We start from the raw sequence: 15,091 nt of genomic DNA on the forward strand, positions 1-15,091 counted from the left end.
ACTCTCCCTGTGTTTGAATGCGCAAAAAAAGGGAGTCTATCGTGTTTCAACAACTGCAACGCCGCCTGGTCGAACAGGCTCCGCGCTTCTTGCGCCATCCCCTCAAGCTGGTTCCCTTCAATCTGCAAAAGCAGCTGATGGAGAGTTTGCTGGCCCGGGTATTCAAAGAGGCTATCGAAGATGGCGATTTCGAGTTTCTGGCAGACAAGTGGCTGAAAGTCGAAGTCTCTGATCTGGAGCTGTGCTGGTTTATCAGTGAGCAGAATGGCCAGCTGGTGGTAGCTCGCGAGTGTGACAAGGCCGATGTCTGCTTCAGCGGTACCGCCAACGACCTGATCCTCATCGCTGGTCGCAAAGAGGATCCGGATTCGCTTTTTTTCCAGCGCAAGCTGAAGATAGAAGGGGATACCGAACTGGGTCTTGAGGTGAAAAACTTGATGGACAGTCTGGATCTCGATGGCTTGCCAAGCCTGATGAAGTATCCCCTGATGGATCTGGCGACGTTTATCGAACGCGCCCGTACCGAGTCAGCGCAGGCTCCGGTGCGGACGGCGCCGGGCGGGATCCCGTCTTAAGTGGACAATCACCCCATGGGCATGGCGACGATAATGGTGCCGTGCCCAGAGGCAACGACAGGCCCACAGACAGGGCACCAAGGCGATGAGTGCCGCAGGGGCGGGCAGCTGTGACATGGCCAGCCCCGCAGCCAGCCAGATAAAGGGTTGCGCTTCATACAGCCACTCCGGCTGTAGCCAGCGTTTGCTCGGAAAGATAATCAGATCGGTACGTCGGTAGCTGGAGCGCATCATCCAGGTCACCGCTCCGGCGATAAACAGCAAGGCGCCAGCAAACCAGAGCAGGGGCTGTTCACTCAACGTAATAATGGCAATGGCTGCCAGCAGGTAGAGGCTGGGCAATCTCTCATAGATAAAGGGAGGAAGCATGGCGTTGTGTCTCCTGTGCCGTTTATCGGATATCCATCAAGTTTAGTCCCCCCCTCTCGCTTCCCTCATGCTGGTTTGTTATACAAACAGGTGGTTTTGTTCTGAAATGGCTCGGCTTTTACGGTGCCAACATGGTGTTCTCTTATGTTACAATTGCGCGCCATTTTTGACTGAAGAATGACTGGGCATGTTGGATCAGATTCGTATCGTTTTGGTAAACACCTCTCATACCGGCAACATGGGGTCTGCGGCACGCGCCATGAAGACCATGGGGTTGGCCCAGCTGGTATTGGTTGATCCGCAAGCCTTGCCGGATGACAATGCCTTCGCCCTGGCGGCTGGTGCCAGCGATGTGCTTGCCAATGCCCGTATCGTCCCGACTCTGGATGACGCGATCGCCGATTGTGGTCTGGTGATTGGCACCAGCGCCCGTTCTCGAACCCTGAGCTGGCCCATGCTCGATCCCCGTGAGGCCGGCGAAAAGTCGGTGGTTGAGGGGATGCAGCACCCGGTCGCGCTGGTGTTTGGCCGTGAACGCACCGGTCTCACCAACGACGAATTGCAAAAGTGCCACTACCACGTGGCCATTCCGGCCAATCCTGATTACAGCTCTCTCAATCTGGCCATGGCGGTGCAGACCCTCTGTTACGAAGTGCGGATGCGCTGGCTGCAGGGGCAGGCCGCCGAGCCTGAAGATGAGATGGCCTATCCGAGTGCCGCCCAGCTGGAAGGGTTCTATCAGCACCTGGAACAAACCCTGATGAAGACCGGTTTTATTGCCGATGACCATCCGGGTCATGTAATGAGCAAGCTGCGTCGCCTGTTCAATCGGGCTCGGCCGGAAGCGGCGGAGCTCAACATTCTGCGCGGTATTCTGACCTCGGTGCAGAAAGCGCGCGTACCGGATTAATCCGACTGATTTACTCAACCATATACTTGACTGATTTGGTCGGGTATGTGACCATGTGCCCCATTAAATTGCTTCGCAAGACGGTAAGGCACATGAGACTGACTTCAAAAGGACGTTACGCTGTAACCGCCATGCTCGACGTGGCGCTGCATGCAGAGCAGGGGCCCGTCCCCCTTGCCGATATTTCCGAGCGCCAGGGCATCTCGTTGTCCTATCTCGAGCAGCTCTTTGCCCGCCTGCGCAAACATGGTCTGGTGAGCAGCGTGCGTGGCCCGGGTGGTGGTTATCGCCTCGGGTTGGCCCCAGGCGAGATTTCGGTTGGTCAGGTGATCACCGCGGTCGATGAGTCGGTCGATGCCACCAAGTGTCTCGGCAAGGGCGGCTGCCACGGCGGTACCCAGTGTCTGACGCACTCCCTGTGGCGTGATCTGAGTGAGCGGATCTCCAGTTTCCTTGGGGATATCACGCTGGCCGAGCTGGTACGCCAGGCCGATGTGCGCCGCATTGCCGGCAAGCAAGATGAACAAATGAAGACCGTGTTGTCCCTGGTTGATCGGGCAGAACACGGCGATGTGAGCTTGAAAGTCCAACTATAAACGTGCTTTCCACAGCGGGACTCTGTATGACCCGGACTGTGACGGAGAAAAACATGAAACTGCCTATTTACCTTGATTATTCGGCAACCTGTCCGGTGGACCCGCGTGTCGCAGAAAAAATGATGCAGTGTCTCACCATGGATGGCCTGTTCGGCAATCCGGCTTCCCGTTCTCACCGCTTTGGCTGGCAAGCCGAAGAGGCGGTGGATCTGGCCCGTAATCAAGTGGCAGATCTGATCGGTGCCGATCCCCGCGAGATCGTCTTCACTTCCGGTGCGACCGAATCCAATAACCTGGCCATCAAGGGTGTTGCCCACTTCTATGCCAGCAAGGGCAAGCACATCATCACCTCCAAGACCGAACACAAGGCGGTGCTCGATACCTGTCGCCAGCTGGAGCGTGAAGGGTTCGAGGTGACCTATCTTGAGCCGATGCCCAACGGCCTGTTCACTATCGAGATGATCGAGAATGCCATGCGTGATGACACCATCCTGGTCAGCATCATGCATGTGAACAACGAAATCGGCGTGGTTCAGAACATTGCCGCCATCGGCGAGTTGTGCCGTTCCCGCAAGATCCTGCTACACGTGGATGCTGTTCAGAGTGTGGGCAAGATCCCGGTCGATGTGGAAGCGCTGAAAGTGGATCTGCTCTCCGTCTCTGCGCACAAGGTGTATGGTCCGAAAGGGATCGGTGCGCTGTTTGTTCGCCGCAAACCCCGCGTTCGTCTGGAAGCTCAGATGCATGGCGGTGGCCACGAGCGCGGCATGCGTTCCGGTACTCTGCCGACCCACCAGATCGTCGGGATGGGCGAAGCTTTCCGCATCGCCAAAGAAGAGATGGTGAGTGAAGGCGAGCGTATCTTGGCACTGCGCCAGCGTCTGTGGAATGGCATCAAGGATATTGAAGCCGTCTACATCAATGGCGATCTTGAGCAGCGTGTTCCGGGCAACCTCAACGTCAGCTTTGCCTATGTGGAAGGGGAATCCCTCATCATGGCGCTGAAAGATTTGGCGGTCTCTTCCGGTTCGGCCTGTACCTCCGCCAGCCTGGAACCTTCCTATGTGCTGCGCGCACTGGGCCTGAACGACGAGCTGGCACACAGCTCCATCCGTTTCAGCATGGGTCGCTTCACCACCGAGGAAGAGATTGACTACGCGGTCAAGCTTATTCGTGACTCCATCGGTCGTCTGCGCGAGATGTCCCCCCTGTGGGAGATGTACAAAGACGGCGTCGATCTGAACACGGTCGAATGGGCTCATCACTGATCTATCTGGTCAGTGAGCAACAGAATTAGCAGGAGTGAGATATGGCTTACAGTGAAAAAGTAATCGACCACTACGAGAATCCTCGCAACGTCGGTGGTTTTGACAAGAATGATCCCAGTGTTGCAACCGGCATGGTCGGTGCGCCCGCCTGTGGCGACGTGATGAAGCTGCAATTGAAGATCAGCGACGAAGGCATCATCGAAGATGCCAAGTTCAAGACCTACGGCTGCGGTTCTGCTATCGCCTCCAGCTCCCTGGTGACCGAATGGGTCAAGGGCAAGACCTTGGACGAAGCGGCTGGCATCAAGAACACCGATATCGCTGAAGAGCTGGCCCTGCCACCGGTGAAGATCCACTGCTCCATTCTGGCTGAGGACGCCATCAAGGCCGCCATCGCCGATTACAAGCAGAAGAAAGGTCTCTAAGCGCCGGAGAGCAGTATGGCTATTACCATGACAGATGCCGCCGCGGCACGGGTTTCCTCTTTTCTGGCTAACCGGGGCAAGGGCATTGGCCTGCGCCTCGGCGTCAAAACCACCGGCTGCTCCGGTCTGGCCTACGTGCTTGAGTTCGTTGATGAACTGACCGATGAGGATCAGGTGTTCGAGCAGCAGGGCGTCAAGATTATTGTCGATGCCAAGAGCCTGATCCATCTGGATGGCACCGAGCTGGATTTCGTCAAGGAGGGCCTCAACGAGGGCTTCCAATTCAACAATCCCAATGCCAAAGGCGAGTGTGGTTGTGGCGAAAGCTTCAGTGTCTGAGATGTTTGACGTGAATGATCTTTCGTCTGTTGTTGAACGGGTCAGATATGCGTAGTTCAACAATACCTTCTCATGCGCCAAAGGCGAGTGTGGTTGCGGCGAAAGCTTCAGTGTCTGAGTCGTTTGACGTCAATGATCCTTCGTCTGTGGTTGAGCGGGTTGTCCATGACCCGTTCAACCACATCTCATTTGCCAGGGGCGAGTGAGGTTGTGACGAACGTTTCCAAGAGGTTTGCATGAATCATTTCGAGCTGTTTGGGCTGGTTGAAGGCTTCGAGCTCGATACCCGTCAGTTGGCTGATACCTACCGCCAGCTGCAAACCCAATTCCATCCTGATCGTTTTGCCACCGCCCCCGAACGGGAGCAGCTGGCTGCGGTGCAACGTGCCGCCCAGATCAACGAAGCATTCACCACCCTCAAGGCGCCGCTGCGCCGTGCCGAATATCTGCTCTCCCTGCGTGGCACCGATATCCGTGGTGAACAGCAGACTCTGCAAGATAGCGCGTTTCTGATGCAGCAGCTGGAGTGGCGCGAGCGTCTGGCCGATCTGAAAGATGACGCCGACCCTGAGTGCGCCATCAAGGATTTTCGCAGCGAGATCAGGCATGATCACCAGATGTTGATGCAGCAGCTGACCGAGTCTCTTGCCGCCGGCAGAGATCTCGTTGCCGCTGATTGCGTTCGCAAACTCAAGTTTGTCGACAAGCTCCTCGAAGAGCTGGAACGATTCGAAGACTCGCTTCTCGAGTCTTGATCCTTTAACGCTGGAAGTTTCATTACCCATGGCATTACTGCAAATCGCCGAACCCGGCCAGAGCGCTGTTCCTCATCAGCACAAACGTGCCGTCGGCATCGATCTCGGCACCACCAACTCTCTCGTCGCTGCGGTTCGCAGCGGTCACGCCGATACCCTTTGCGATGAGCAAGGGCGCGACCTGCTCCCGTCGGTGGTGCACTATCAAAGCGACGCCATTCGAGTGGGGATTGATGCCAAGCGCGAAGCGGCGCTAGATCCTCACAACACCATCGTCTCGGTCAAACGGATGATGGGCAAGGCGCTGGCCGATATCGATACCCGCCAGCAGCCTTACCAGTTTGTTGCCGCCGACAATGGCATGCCGCAACTGCAAACCCGTCAGGGGCTGGTCAATCCGGTGCAGGTCTCGGCCGAAATCCTCAAAAAGCTGGCCGAGCGTGGCGCCCAGACTCTCGGGGGCGATCTCGATGGCGTGGTCATTACCGTGCCCGCCTATTTCGATGATGCCCAGCGTCAGGGGACCAAGGATGCGGCCCGTCTGGCCGGTCTGCACGTACTGCGTCTGCTCAACGAGCCGACCGCGGCCGCGATTGCCTATGGCCTTGACTCCGGTCAGGAAGGGGTGATCGCGGTTTACGATCTGGGGGGCGGCACCTTCGATATCTCCATCCTGCGTCTGCACCGCGGTGTGTTTGAAGTGATGGCGACCGGCGGCGATTCCGCCCTCGGCGGTGATGATTTTGATCACCTGCTGGCGGACTGGATCAAGGAGCAAGCGGGCCTCTCCGGTGAGCTGGATGCCCATCTGCAGCGCGAGCTGCTGGATGTGGCCGCTGCCGTCAAACACGGCCTGACCGATGCCGAGCAGGTGGCGTGCACCTTTGCTGGCTGGCAGGGTTCAGTGAGCCGTAGCCAGTTTGATGAACTCATCACCCCGCTGGTGAAACGGACCTTGCTGGCTTGTCGCCGCGCCCTGCGCGATGCCGGTCTCGAGCAGGTGGAAGTGCTGGAAGTGGTGATGGTCGGTGGCTCCACCCGGGTGCCGCTGGTGCGTGAACTGGTGGGCGAGTTCTTCCAGCGTACGCCGCTGACCAGCATCGATCCGGACAAGGTTGTCGCCATCGGCGCCGCCATCCAGGCCGATATTCTGGTGGGCAACAAGCCCGATGCCGAGATGCTGCTGCTGGACGTTATCCCGCTATCGCTGGGTCTGGAGACCATGGGTGGCCTCGCCGAGAAAGTGATCCCGCGCAACACTACCATTCCGGTTGCCCGCGCCCAAGAGTTCACCACCTTCAAGGATGGTCAGACCGCCATGGCGATACATGTGGTACAGGGCGAGCGCGAGCTGGTGGCCGATTGCCGCTCCCTGGCCCGCTTTACCCTGACCGGTATTCCGCCGATGGCTGCCGGCGCCGCCCATATTCGCGTCACCTTCCAGGTGGATGCGGATGGGCTGCTCTCGGTCAGCGCCATGGAGAAATCCTCCGGCGTGCAGGCCGAGATCCAGGTCAAGCCCTCTTACGGGTTGGCGGAGCAGGATATCCTCAACATGCTGAGTGCCTCCATCGAGAACGCCCAGCAGGATATGGATGCCCGCATGCTGGCCGAGCAGCAGGTTGAAGCCGACCGGGTGGTCGAGAGTCTCAATGCGGCGCTGGCCGCCGATGGCGATGCCCTGCTCAATGCTGCCGAGCGTGCCGAGATTGATGCCGCCATCGCCCATCTGCTGACCATGCGCAACAGCGGTGCAACCCATCAAATCAAAGAAGCCATTGAGGCAGCCGATGCTGTCAGTGGCGAGTTTGCAGCCCGCCGGATGGACGCCTCCATCCGCAAGGTGCTGACCGGACAAAACGTCAACAAGGTGTAATATGCCAAAACTGATCATTCTTCCTCATCCCGTACTCTGTCCGGATGGCGCCGCCCTCGAGGGGCAAAGCGGCGAGACTATTCTGGATGTGGCGCTGCGCAACGGTATCGAAATCGAGCACGCCTGCGAGAAATCCTGTGCCTGCACTACCTGCCACTGCGTGGTGCGCGAGGGCTTTGACTCGCTCGAGCCAAGTGACGAGCTGGAAGACGACATGCTGGACAAGGCGTGGGGGCTGGAGCCGGAATCTCGTCTCAGTTGCCAGGCAAAACTGGCGGACGAGGATCTGGTGGTGGAACTGCCCAAGTACACCCTGAACCTTGCCTCTGAACGCCATTAATTACACATGAGTGAATTGCACGTGCAGCATCCTGTGGTGCTTCAGTGATATGGTGGAAGGCCGTGACCCTCGGGGGCACGGCCTTTTTTGTATTCGTTATTCTCTCTTTGCCAATAAGCTCTTTCCCATAAAGAGTGCTTATACATAGTGCCAGTAAAAAGGAAGCAAACACGATGGCTGACATGATGAAGGTAGCGTTATCCACCCAGGCTGCGGCCGCCTATTGGGGCGAGGGCGCCCAGCTCAGTTTCAATGGCGACGAGGCACTGATCCATCTTGGTGCCGCCGGTCAGGAGAAGGATGTTCTGCGCACCGTTCAGCGCGCCGCCCGTCGCCTCGAATCGAGCGGGAGCAAGCGGGTGACGCTGGTCGGTGAAGGCTGGGATCTGGAGCGTCGCTACGCGTTCGCCCAGGGGTTCTACGCCGCCAAGGGAGCCCGTGAACTGGATTTCGGCCAGCAGAGCGACGCGGAAGCACGTGAACTGGAGGCGCTGCTCAAGGCGGCTCGCTGGGTACGTGACATCACCAATGGCTGTCCGGAAGAGATCTACCCCATGAGTCTGGCGGAATCGGCCCTGTTGCTCATTCGTGGTCTGGCCGGGGATCAGGTTACAGCTCGCATCACCGCCGGTGAAGCGCTGCGCGAGTCCGGCCATATCGGGATCTGGTCGGTTGGCCGTGGCAGCGAGCGCGAGCCTGTGCTGCTGGAGCTTGACTACAACCCGACCGGTGATCGCAATGCGCCCGTGGTGGCGGCGCTGGTGGGCAAGGGGATCACTTTTGATTCCGGTGGCTACTCCATGAAGTCCTCTGACAACATGCTGCCGATGAAGTCCGACATGGGCGGCGCGGCCATGGTGACCGGTGCGCTGGCGCTGGCTATCAGCCGCGGTCTGAACCAGCGGGTGAAGCTCATTCTCTGCTGCGCCGAGAACCTGGTCTCCGGCCACGCCTTCAAGCTGGGCGACATCCTTACCTACAAAAACGGCATTTCGGTCGAGATCCAGAACACCGATGCGGAAGGGCGTCTGGTGCTAGCCGATGGCCTGATGGCGGCCTCCGACAGCGGTGCAGCTTATATCCTTGACGCAGCCACCCTGACCGGCGCCGCCAAGATGGCGCTGGGGCGCGACTACAATGCGGTGTTTGCCCTCGATGAGACCGAACAGCAGCGTGCGCTGGCCGCCGCCAAGGTGGAAAACGAACAGGCGTGGGCGCTGCCGCTGGAACCCTGGCATGCCAGCCAGCTCACCTCGGCCTTTGCCGATCTGGGCAACGTCGCCTCGGCAGAGGGTACGGCCGGTGCCACCACGGCTGCTGCGTTCCTTTCCCGCTTCGTGCGTGATGAGGGCAAGGGTTGGGTGCATCTGGATCTGGCAGCCTCCTATCAGAAATCGGGCAACGATCTCTGGGCGACCGGCGCCAAGGGGCACGGTCTGCGTACCATCGCCCGCTGGCTGCAGGAGGTGACCGCATGAATGTCTGGTTAAGTCGTGAATTTGCACCGGCCGAGTGGGGGGAGGGGGCGCTGCTCTCTCACCGTGCCGACGGCATGGTGATCCATCTGGTGACGGCCAATCCGCTGCTCGATATCCAGCAAGCGGCCCGTCGCCTCTGCCAGCAGGGGATCCAGAAAGTGACCCTGGCTGGTCATTGGGAGCGTGAACAGCAGTGGGCTTTTGCCCAAGGGCTGCAAACCCCCAAGGCGGAGGTGCAACTGCAGTGGGCCATGTCCTCGGAAGAGGACAGAGAGGAGCTGGAAGCGCGTTGGCTCTGCGGCCGCTGGGTGCGCGAGATGACCAATGCCACCCCGGAGCAGTTGGGCCCGCTGGAGCTGGCGGTGGAAGCTGCCTCTTTTATTACCGAGCTGGCGCCGGACAAGGTGAGTCATCGCATTTTGAAAGGCGAAGCGCTGCAACAGGCGGGCTGGGTCGGCCTCTATCAGGTGGGCCGCGGCAGTGCGCGCGAACCGGTATTGCTGGAGCTCGACTTCAACCCGGGGCGTGACCCCAAGGCGCCGGTGGCAGCAGCGCTGGTGGGCAAGGGGATCACCTTTGACTCCGGCGGCTACTCCATGAAGAGCTCCGAGGGGATGCTCACCATGAAGTGCGACATGGGGGGCGCGGCGATTGTCACCGGTGCGCTGGCGCTGGCCATGCTGCGCGGGCTCGACAAGCGGGTGAAGCTGATCCTCTGCTGCGCCGAGAACCTGGTCTCCGGCCACGCCTACAAGCTGGGCGACATCCTCACCTACAAGAACGGTACCACAGTCGAGATTGTGAATACCGATGCCGAAGGGCGGCTGGTGCTGGCCGATGGCTTGCAACTGGCGAGCGAGTCCGGCGCACCGCTGATCATCGATGCCGCGACCCTGACCGGCGCTGCTGTGATGGCGCTGGGTGGGCGCTACAATGCTCTGTTCGGCCTCGACAAAGGGTTGGTAAGTCGGGCCATGACCTATGCCGATGCCGAGCATGAGCCAGCCTGGCCGTTGCCGCTGGAGCCCTGGCACCGCCAGCAGTGCCCTTCCCATTACGCCGACACGGCCAACAGCCGTCCGGTGAAGGGGGGCGGGCCGGGTGGCGCCTCCAACGCGGCGGGTTTCCTCTCCCGTTTCGTTGCCAACGAAGGGATGGGCTGGCTGCATATCGATCTGGCCGCCTGCTTCAGTGACAACGGCGATGCCCTCTGGGCGCCGGGAGCTAATACTCTGGGGATGCGCACCATAGCGCGGGCCTTGCTGGCGGAAGCCAAATAGGCGAGACAAGGCACCTTCGGGTGCCTTTTTCATGCTGTTCGAATTGTGAACAAAAGATGGGGTTTTGGCGGCTTAAGGTAACTATCGTGCGCAAGCGCACATATTTTCCGGCTCTGCTCGGTCAAGATGAGTGTGGATGTTGATTGCAAGGGAGTGATGTTTAATAAAAAGTTGCTTGTTTGTGTGTTTTTCCGGTTTTTGTTTACGTATAATCGCCAGCGAACATGGATTCTAACAATAAAACTCTGTAGTTAAGGAAAGATATCAATGGCCATCGAACGTACCTTCTCTATCGTTAAACCGGATGCTGTCAGCAAGAACCTGATCGGTGCCATCTATAGCCGTTTCGAAAGCGCAGGCTTGAAAGTGGTGGCATCCAAAATGCTGCACATGAGCAGTGAACAGGCTGCCGGTTTCTATGCCGAGCATCAGGGCAAGCCTTTTTATGACAATCTGGTCAGCTTCATGACCTCTGGCCCTGTCATGGTACAGGTGCTGGAAGGGGAAGACGCCATCCGTCGCAATCGCGAGATCATGGGTGCTACCAACCCGAAAGAGGCGCTGGCTGGTACCTTGCGTGCCTGTTATGCCGAGAGCATCGATCGCAACGCAGTACATGGCTCCGATGCACCGGCATCCGCTGCCCGCGAAATTGCCTACTTCTTCTCTGACAACGAGATCTGCCCGCGCGGCTGATTTTTGTGGATGATGACCCAAGGGAGCCTCGGCTCCCTTTGTTGTTTTCGCCGTTTACGCAATATCCCTCTATTCTCCAGGTGGAAAGCCAGACCCATTATTTGTACAATGCCGCCCCCTGACGTCGTCAGCCAATAATTGATGAAGTGTTTGAACTGAGGCCATTGATGAGCGAAACAAAAATCAACCTGCTGGATCTTGATCGGGATGCCATGCGTGCCTTTTTCGTCGAACTGGGCGAGAAGCCATTCCGGGCAGATCAGGTCATGAAGTGGATCTATCACTTTGGGTGTGATGATTTCGATCAGATGACCAACGTCAACAAGGTGCTCAAAGAGCGCCTCAAGGCGATCGCCGAGATCAAGGCGCCCGAGATCAGCCGCGAGCAGCGCTCTGCCGATGGCACCATCAAGTGGGCCTTGCAGGTGGGCGATCAGGAGGTCGAGACCGTCTACATCCCGGAAGATGACCGCGCGACCCTCTGCGTCTCCTCTCAAGTTGGCTGTGCGCTGGAGTGCAAGTTCTGCTCCACGGCTCAACAAGGCTTCAACCGCAATCTGAAAGTCTCCGAGATCATCGGTCAGGTGTGGCGTGCTGCCCGTGTGGTCGGTGGCAAGCGTCCCATCACCAACGTGGTGATGATGGGGATGGGCGAGCCGCTGCTCAACCTCGCCAACGTGGTGCCCGCCATGCGTCTGATGATGGATGACTACGGCTTTGGCATCTCCAAGCGCCGGGTGACCATCTCCACCTCTGGCGTGGTACCTGCGCTGGACAAGCTGGGCGACCAGATCGACGTGGCGCTGGCTATCTCCCTGCACGCCCCGAACGACAAGCTGCGTTCAGAGATCATGCCGATCAACGACAAATACAACATCGAGGAGTTCCTCGCCGGTGTCCGTCGCTACCTGGCCAAATCCAACGCCAACGGTGGTCGGGTAACCGTCGAGTATGTGCTGCTCGATCATATCAATGACGATATGCAGCATGCGCACGAGCTGGCCAAGGTGCTCAAGGACACTCCGAGCAAGATCAACCTGATCCCGTTCAACCCCTTCCCGGGCAACCCTTACGGCAAGCCGAGCAACAGCCGTATCGATCGCTTCTCCAAGGTGCTGATGGAGTACGGTTTCACCGTGATTGTCCGTAAGACCCGTGGTGATGACATCGATGCCGCCTGTGGTCAGCTGGTGGGTGACGTGATTGACCGTACCAAGCGAACTATCAAAAATCGGATGCAACAGGATGGGATTTCCGTCAAAATGGTTTAAATGCTAAGCCATTGTATAGACAGGGAATGGATACACGTACATTGATCGTAGTGGCAGCGCTCTGCGCGCTGCCAGGCTGTGTGACCGAGACCACTTACGCTGGCCAGAACTCGACCCAGCGTGAAGTGGGTCCTGACCTCAAGGCGGCTGCCCAAACCCGCCTCGACCTGGGTATCCAGTACCTACGTCAGGGCAATGCCGAGCAGGCCAAGTTCAATCTTGATCGCGCCCTCCAGTATGACCCCTCCAATCCTCAAGTGCAGATCGGTTTTGCCTACTTCTACCAGAGGGTGGGGGATTTCAAGGCGGCTGAAGAGCATTACAAGAACGCCCTTGCCATGGATCCGTCCAATGCTGACGCAATGAACAACTATGGCGCCTTCCTCTGTGATCGTGGCCGTTATGATGAGGCAGACAAGGCATTCAACCAGGCTGTTATTCAACCAGGCTATGTGAAGATTGCCGATACCTATGAAAATGCGGCACTTTGTGCCCTGCAAAATCGCAGAAATGATAAAGCAACCGAGTACTATCTCCTGGCCTTGGGGTATAATCCGGGCAATCCAAGGTTATTGCTGGACTTGGCCGAGCTTTCCATGAAAGATGGCAAGCTGCCTGATGTGCAGTCCTACCTCGCCCGTTTTGCCGATGTGTCAGACGAGAATGAGGAGAGTCTCTGGTTGAGACTCAGATTGGCACAGGCAATGGACAAGCCGGCATTACTTCACCAATTCGGGACTGAGCTGGTAAGGCAATATCCCACTTCGCAACAAGCCAAGCGTTATTTAGCCAATGACTATTGAACAGCCACACGATTTCCAACAAGACGATTCCCAGGCAGCAGGTCCAGGCCAGCTGCTGCGCAATGCCCGTGAACAGCTTGGCTGGACACGAGAACAGGTTGCGTCCCGCATTCACCTTCGTCTGACCCTGATCGCCGCCATCGAATCGGATACCTACGACAAACATACGTCCCATACCTTTATTCGGGGCTATCTGCGTACCTATGCCAAGTTGGTCGGGATCCCGGAAGAGACCATTCTGGCCGCTTACGACAAGCTGGGTCTGACTCCTCCCGACAATATCGACATGCAGAGCTTCTCCCGTCGCTCTCGCCAGCAAGCCAACGACAATCGGCTCAAGGTAGCCACCTGGCTGGTTATTCTGGTGTTGATTGCGCTCTCGGTCGCCTGGTGGTGGCAGAGTACTTCACGCCGCTCCGCCGGTGATGAAGCCCTGGCAGCCACCGAGATGAGTGCAACCGGTTCGACTCCGGCTGAACCGGCTATCACGCAGCCCGATGCGATCAACACCGCCCCGGTGGAAGGCGCTGCCATCGCACCTGCCGCCACTGACGTGACTGCCCCCGCGGTGGTCTCCGATGCGACTGCTACCCTGGCGCCTGCTTCTGCGGCTGTTGCCCCGACCGATGTCAGCGCGGCTGTCGGCACTGCGACCGATGCTGCGGTATCCGGCGCCAATGGCACCGAATCTGAAGAGGCTGTCGTTGATCCGGCGACTGCGCCGCAACTGAAGATGAGCTTCACCGCCGATTGCTGGCTGGATGTGAAGGATGCCAACGGCAAGACCCTGTTCAGTGGTCTGAAGAAGGCCAACGACGAGCTGGTGCTGGAAGGCGCCGAGCCCCTGAAGTTCATCATTGGCGCGCCCATGGCCGTCAAGCTTGACTACAAGGGTCAGTCGTTTGATATGAGCCGTTACAACAACGGTCGTACAGCCCGCTTCTCACTGCCGCAGGAGTAATCTGTTTCCCATGTCTTCTCACGAATCACCCATCATTCGTCGTAAATCCAGACAGATCATGGTTGGTAATGTACCGGTTGGGGGCGATGCCCCCATTACCGTGCAGACCATGACCAACACCAAGACCACAGATGTCGCCGCCACCATCGAGCAGATCCAGCGGATCGAGCGGGTCGGCGCCGATATCGTCCGTGTCTCCGTGCCCACCATGGAAGCGGCGGAAGCCTTCCGGCTGATCAAGCAGCAGACCCGCATCCCCATCGTTGCCGATATCCACTTCGACTATCGCATCGCCCTGAAAGTGGCCGAGTACGGTGCCGACTGCCTGCGTATCAACCCGGGCAACATCGGCAATGAGCAGCGGGTGCGCTCGGTGGTCGATTGCGCGCGCGACCTCAATATCCCGATCCGTATCGGGGTCAATGGCGGGTCGCTGGAGAAAGATATCCAGGAGAAGTACGGCGAGCCGACCCCAGAAGCGCTGGTAGAGTCCGCCATGCGTCACGTGGACTATCTCGATCGCCTCGATTTCCAGGATTTCAAGGTGAGCGTCAAGGCTTCCGATGTGTTCCTGGCAGTCGGTGCCTATCGCCTGCTGGCCAAGCAGATTGAACAGCCGCTGCACCTTGGCATCACCGAAGCGGGCGGTTTCCGTGCCGGTGCGGTGAAGTCTGCCATCGGTCTGGGCATGCTGCTCACCGACGGCATCGGCGATACCCTGCGTATCTCGCTGGCGGCGGATCCGGTGGAGGAGGTAAAGGTCGGTTTCGATATCCTCAAATCTCTGCGTATTCGCTCCCGTGGCATCAACTTTATCGCTTGCCCATCCTGCTCACGGCAGGAGTTCGATGTGATCGCTACCGTCAATGCGCTGGAAGAGCGGCTCGAAGACATCATCACCCCGATGGATGTTTCCATCATCGGCTGTGTGGTGAATGGCCCGGGCGAAGCACTGGTCTCCGACCTTGGTCTGGCGGGTGCCGCCAACAAGAGTGCCTTCTATGAAGGGGGCCTGCGGGTCGATCGGCTCGACAACAAGGATCTCATTCCAACTCTGGAGCGCCGCATTCGCGCCCGCGCCGCCATGCTGGATCCCGCCAACCGGATCCCGATGGACAAGGAGTAAGCGAAACAGGGCCACATTGGGTG

General features: G+C 58.5%; 17 protein-coding genes. 16 read left to right on the plus strand and 1 reads right to left on the minus strand.

Annotated features, from left to right (window positions below; genetic code table 11):
• Positions 1–41: 41 nt before the first annotated feature.
• A complete protein-coding gene (gene ubiT, locus G5182_RS00105) occupies positions 42–575 on the plus strand; it encodes a ubiquinone anaerobic biosynthesis accessory factor UbiT (RefSeq protein WP_076491774.1) in 534 nt (177 codons plus the stop codon).
• Here ubiT and G5182_RS00110 read toward each other — a convergent pair.
• Positions 528–944 (minus strand): hypothetical protein, encoded by a 417-nt coding sequence (locus tag G5182_RS00110; RefSeq protein ID WP_167569481.1) that lies wholly within the window; start codon positions 942–944, stop codon positions 528–530. The genes ubiT and G5182_RS00110 overlap by 48 nt on opposite strands.
• A 187-nt stretch (positions 945–1,131) precedes the next feature.
• On the opposite strand from G5182_RS00110, the gene trmJ reads away from it, so the two are divergent.
• The 15 genes from trmJ to ispG all read left to right on the plus strand — a co-directional run bounded on the left by trmJ (position 1,132) and on the right by ispG (position 15,068).
• Entirely contained in the window at positions 1,132–1,854 is a 723-nt protein-coding gene (gene trmJ, locus G5182_RS00115; RefSeq protein ID WP_216978557.1) for a tRNA (cytosine(32)/uridine(32)-2'-O)-methyltransferase TrmJ, read from the plus strand.
• 92 nt (positions 1,855–1,946) lie between these two features.
• The gene (gene iscR, locus G5182_RS00120; protein ID WP_026035025.1) at positions 1,947–2,450 is read left to right on the plus strand and encodes a Fe-S cluster assembly transcriptional regulator IscR; all 504 of its coding nucleotides are present in this window, start codon (positions 1,947–1,949) and stop codon (positions 2,448–2,450) included.
• Between the two features lie 53 nt (positions 2,451–2,503).
• Positions 2,504–3,718 carry an IscS subfamily cysteine desulfurase gene (locus G5182_RS00125; protein WP_013723838.1) on the plus strand — a complete coding sequence of 405 codons (1,215 nt, stop codon included), beginning with the start codon at positions 2,504–2,506 and terminating at the stop codon, positions 3,716–3,718.
• A gap of 41 nt (positions 3,719–3,759) precedes the next feature.
• Positions 3,760–4,143 (plus strand): Fe-S cluster assembly scaffold IscU, encoded by a 384-nt coding sequence (iscU, locus tag G5182_RS00130; RefSeq protein WP_005333813.1) that lies wholly within the window; start codon positions 3,760–3,762, stop codon positions 4,141–4,143.
• A 15-nt stretch (positions 4,144–4,158) separates the two neighbouring features.
• Positions 4,159–4,482 (plus strand): iron-sulfur cluster assembly protein IscA, encoded by a 324-nt coding sequence (iscA, locus tag G5182_RS00135; RefSeq protein ID WP_005333812.1) that lies wholly within the window; start codon positions 4,159–4,161, stop codon positions 4,480–4,482.
• A gap of 236 nt (positions 4,483–4,718) precedes the next feature.
• Positions 4,719–5,237, plus strand: coding sequence for a co-chaperone HscB (gene hscB, locus G5182_RS00140; RefSeq protein WP_227340758.1), 519 nt, complete (start codon positions 4,719–4,721; stop codon positions 5,235–5,237).
• 28 nt (positions 5,238–5,265) lie between these two features.
• The gene (gene hscA / locus G5182_RS00145; RefSeq protein ID WP_005351033.1) at positions 5,266–7,113 is read left to right on the plus strand and encodes a Fe-S protein assembly chaperone HscA; all 1,848 of its coding nucleotides are present in this window, start codon (positions 5,266–5,268) and stop codon (positions 7,111–7,113) included.
• Position 7,114: 1 nt separating this feature from the next.
• Positions 7,115–7,453 carry an ISC system 2Fe-2S type ferredoxin gene (gene fdx, locus G5182_RS00150; RefSeq protein WP_005333808.1) on the plus strand — a complete coding sequence of 113 codons (339 nt, stop codon included), beginning with the start codon at positions 7,115–7,117 and terminating at the stop codon, positions 7,451–7,453.
• Positions 7,454–7,626: 173 nt separating this feature from the next.
• Positions 7,627–8,931, plus strand: a complete 1,305-nt coding sequence (gene pepB, locus G5182_RS00155) for an aminopeptidase PepB (protein WP_421254048.1) — start codon at positions 7,627–7,629, stop codon at positions 8,929–8,931.
• Positions 8,928–10,211, plus strand: coding sequence for an aminopeptidase PepB (pepB, locus tag G5182_RS00160; RefSeq protein WP_005359802.1), 1,284 nt, complete (start codon positions 8,928–8,930; stop codon positions 10,209–10,211). The genes pepB (G5182_RS00155) and pepB (G5182_RS00160) overlap by 4 nt, the downstream gene beginning before the upstream one ends.
• A gap of 267 nt (positions 10,212–10,478) precedes the next feature.
• Positions 10,479–10,907, plus strand: coding sequence for a nucleoside-diphosphate kinase (ndk, locus tag G5182_RS00165; RefSeq protein ID WP_005333805.1), 429 nt, complete (start codon positions 10,479–10,481; stop codon positions 10,905–10,907).
• 167 nt (positions 10,908–11,074) lie between these two features.
• A complete protein-coding gene (locus tag G5182_RS00170; RefSeq protein ID WP_005344856.1) occupies positions 11,075–12,178 on the plus strand; it encodes a bifunctional tRNA (adenosine(37)-C2)-methyltransferase TrmG/ribosomal RNA large subunit methyltransferase RlmN in 1,104 nt (367 codons plus the stop codon).
• A gap of 11 nt (positions 12,179–12,189) precedes the next feature.
• Positions 12,190–12,981, plus strand: coding sequence for a type IV pilus biogenesis/stability protein PilW (gene tapF / locus G5182_RS00175; protein ID WP_216953941.1), 792 nt, complete (start codon positions 12,190–12,192; stop codon positions 12,979–12,981).
• The gene (gene rodZ, locus G5182_RS00180) at positions 12,971–13,942 is read left to right on the plus strand and encodes a cytoskeleton protein RodZ (protein WP_227340755.1); all 972 of its coding nucleotides are present in this window, start codon (positions 12,971–12,973) and stop codon (positions 13,940–13,942) included. The genes tapF and rodZ overlap by 11 nt, the downstream gene beginning before the upstream one ends.
• A gap of 10 nt (positions 13,943–13,952) precedes the next feature.
• On the plus strand, positions 13,953–15,068 hold the full coding sequence (ispG, locus tag G5182_RS00185; RefSeq protein WP_227340754.1) for a flavodoxin-dependent (E)-4-hydroxy-3-methylbut-2-enyl-diphosphate synthase: 1,116 nt from the start codon (positions 13,953–13,955) through the stop codon (positions 15,066–15,068).
• The last annotated feature ends 23 nt before the right edge of the window (positions 15,069–15,091 follow it).

It is taken from the genome of Aeromonas sp. 600948, assembly GCF_049174875.1.
GTDB classification, from domain to species: Bacteria; Pseudomonadota; Gammaproteobacteria; order Enterobacterales; family Aeromonadaceae; genus Aeromonas; species Aeromonas veronii_A.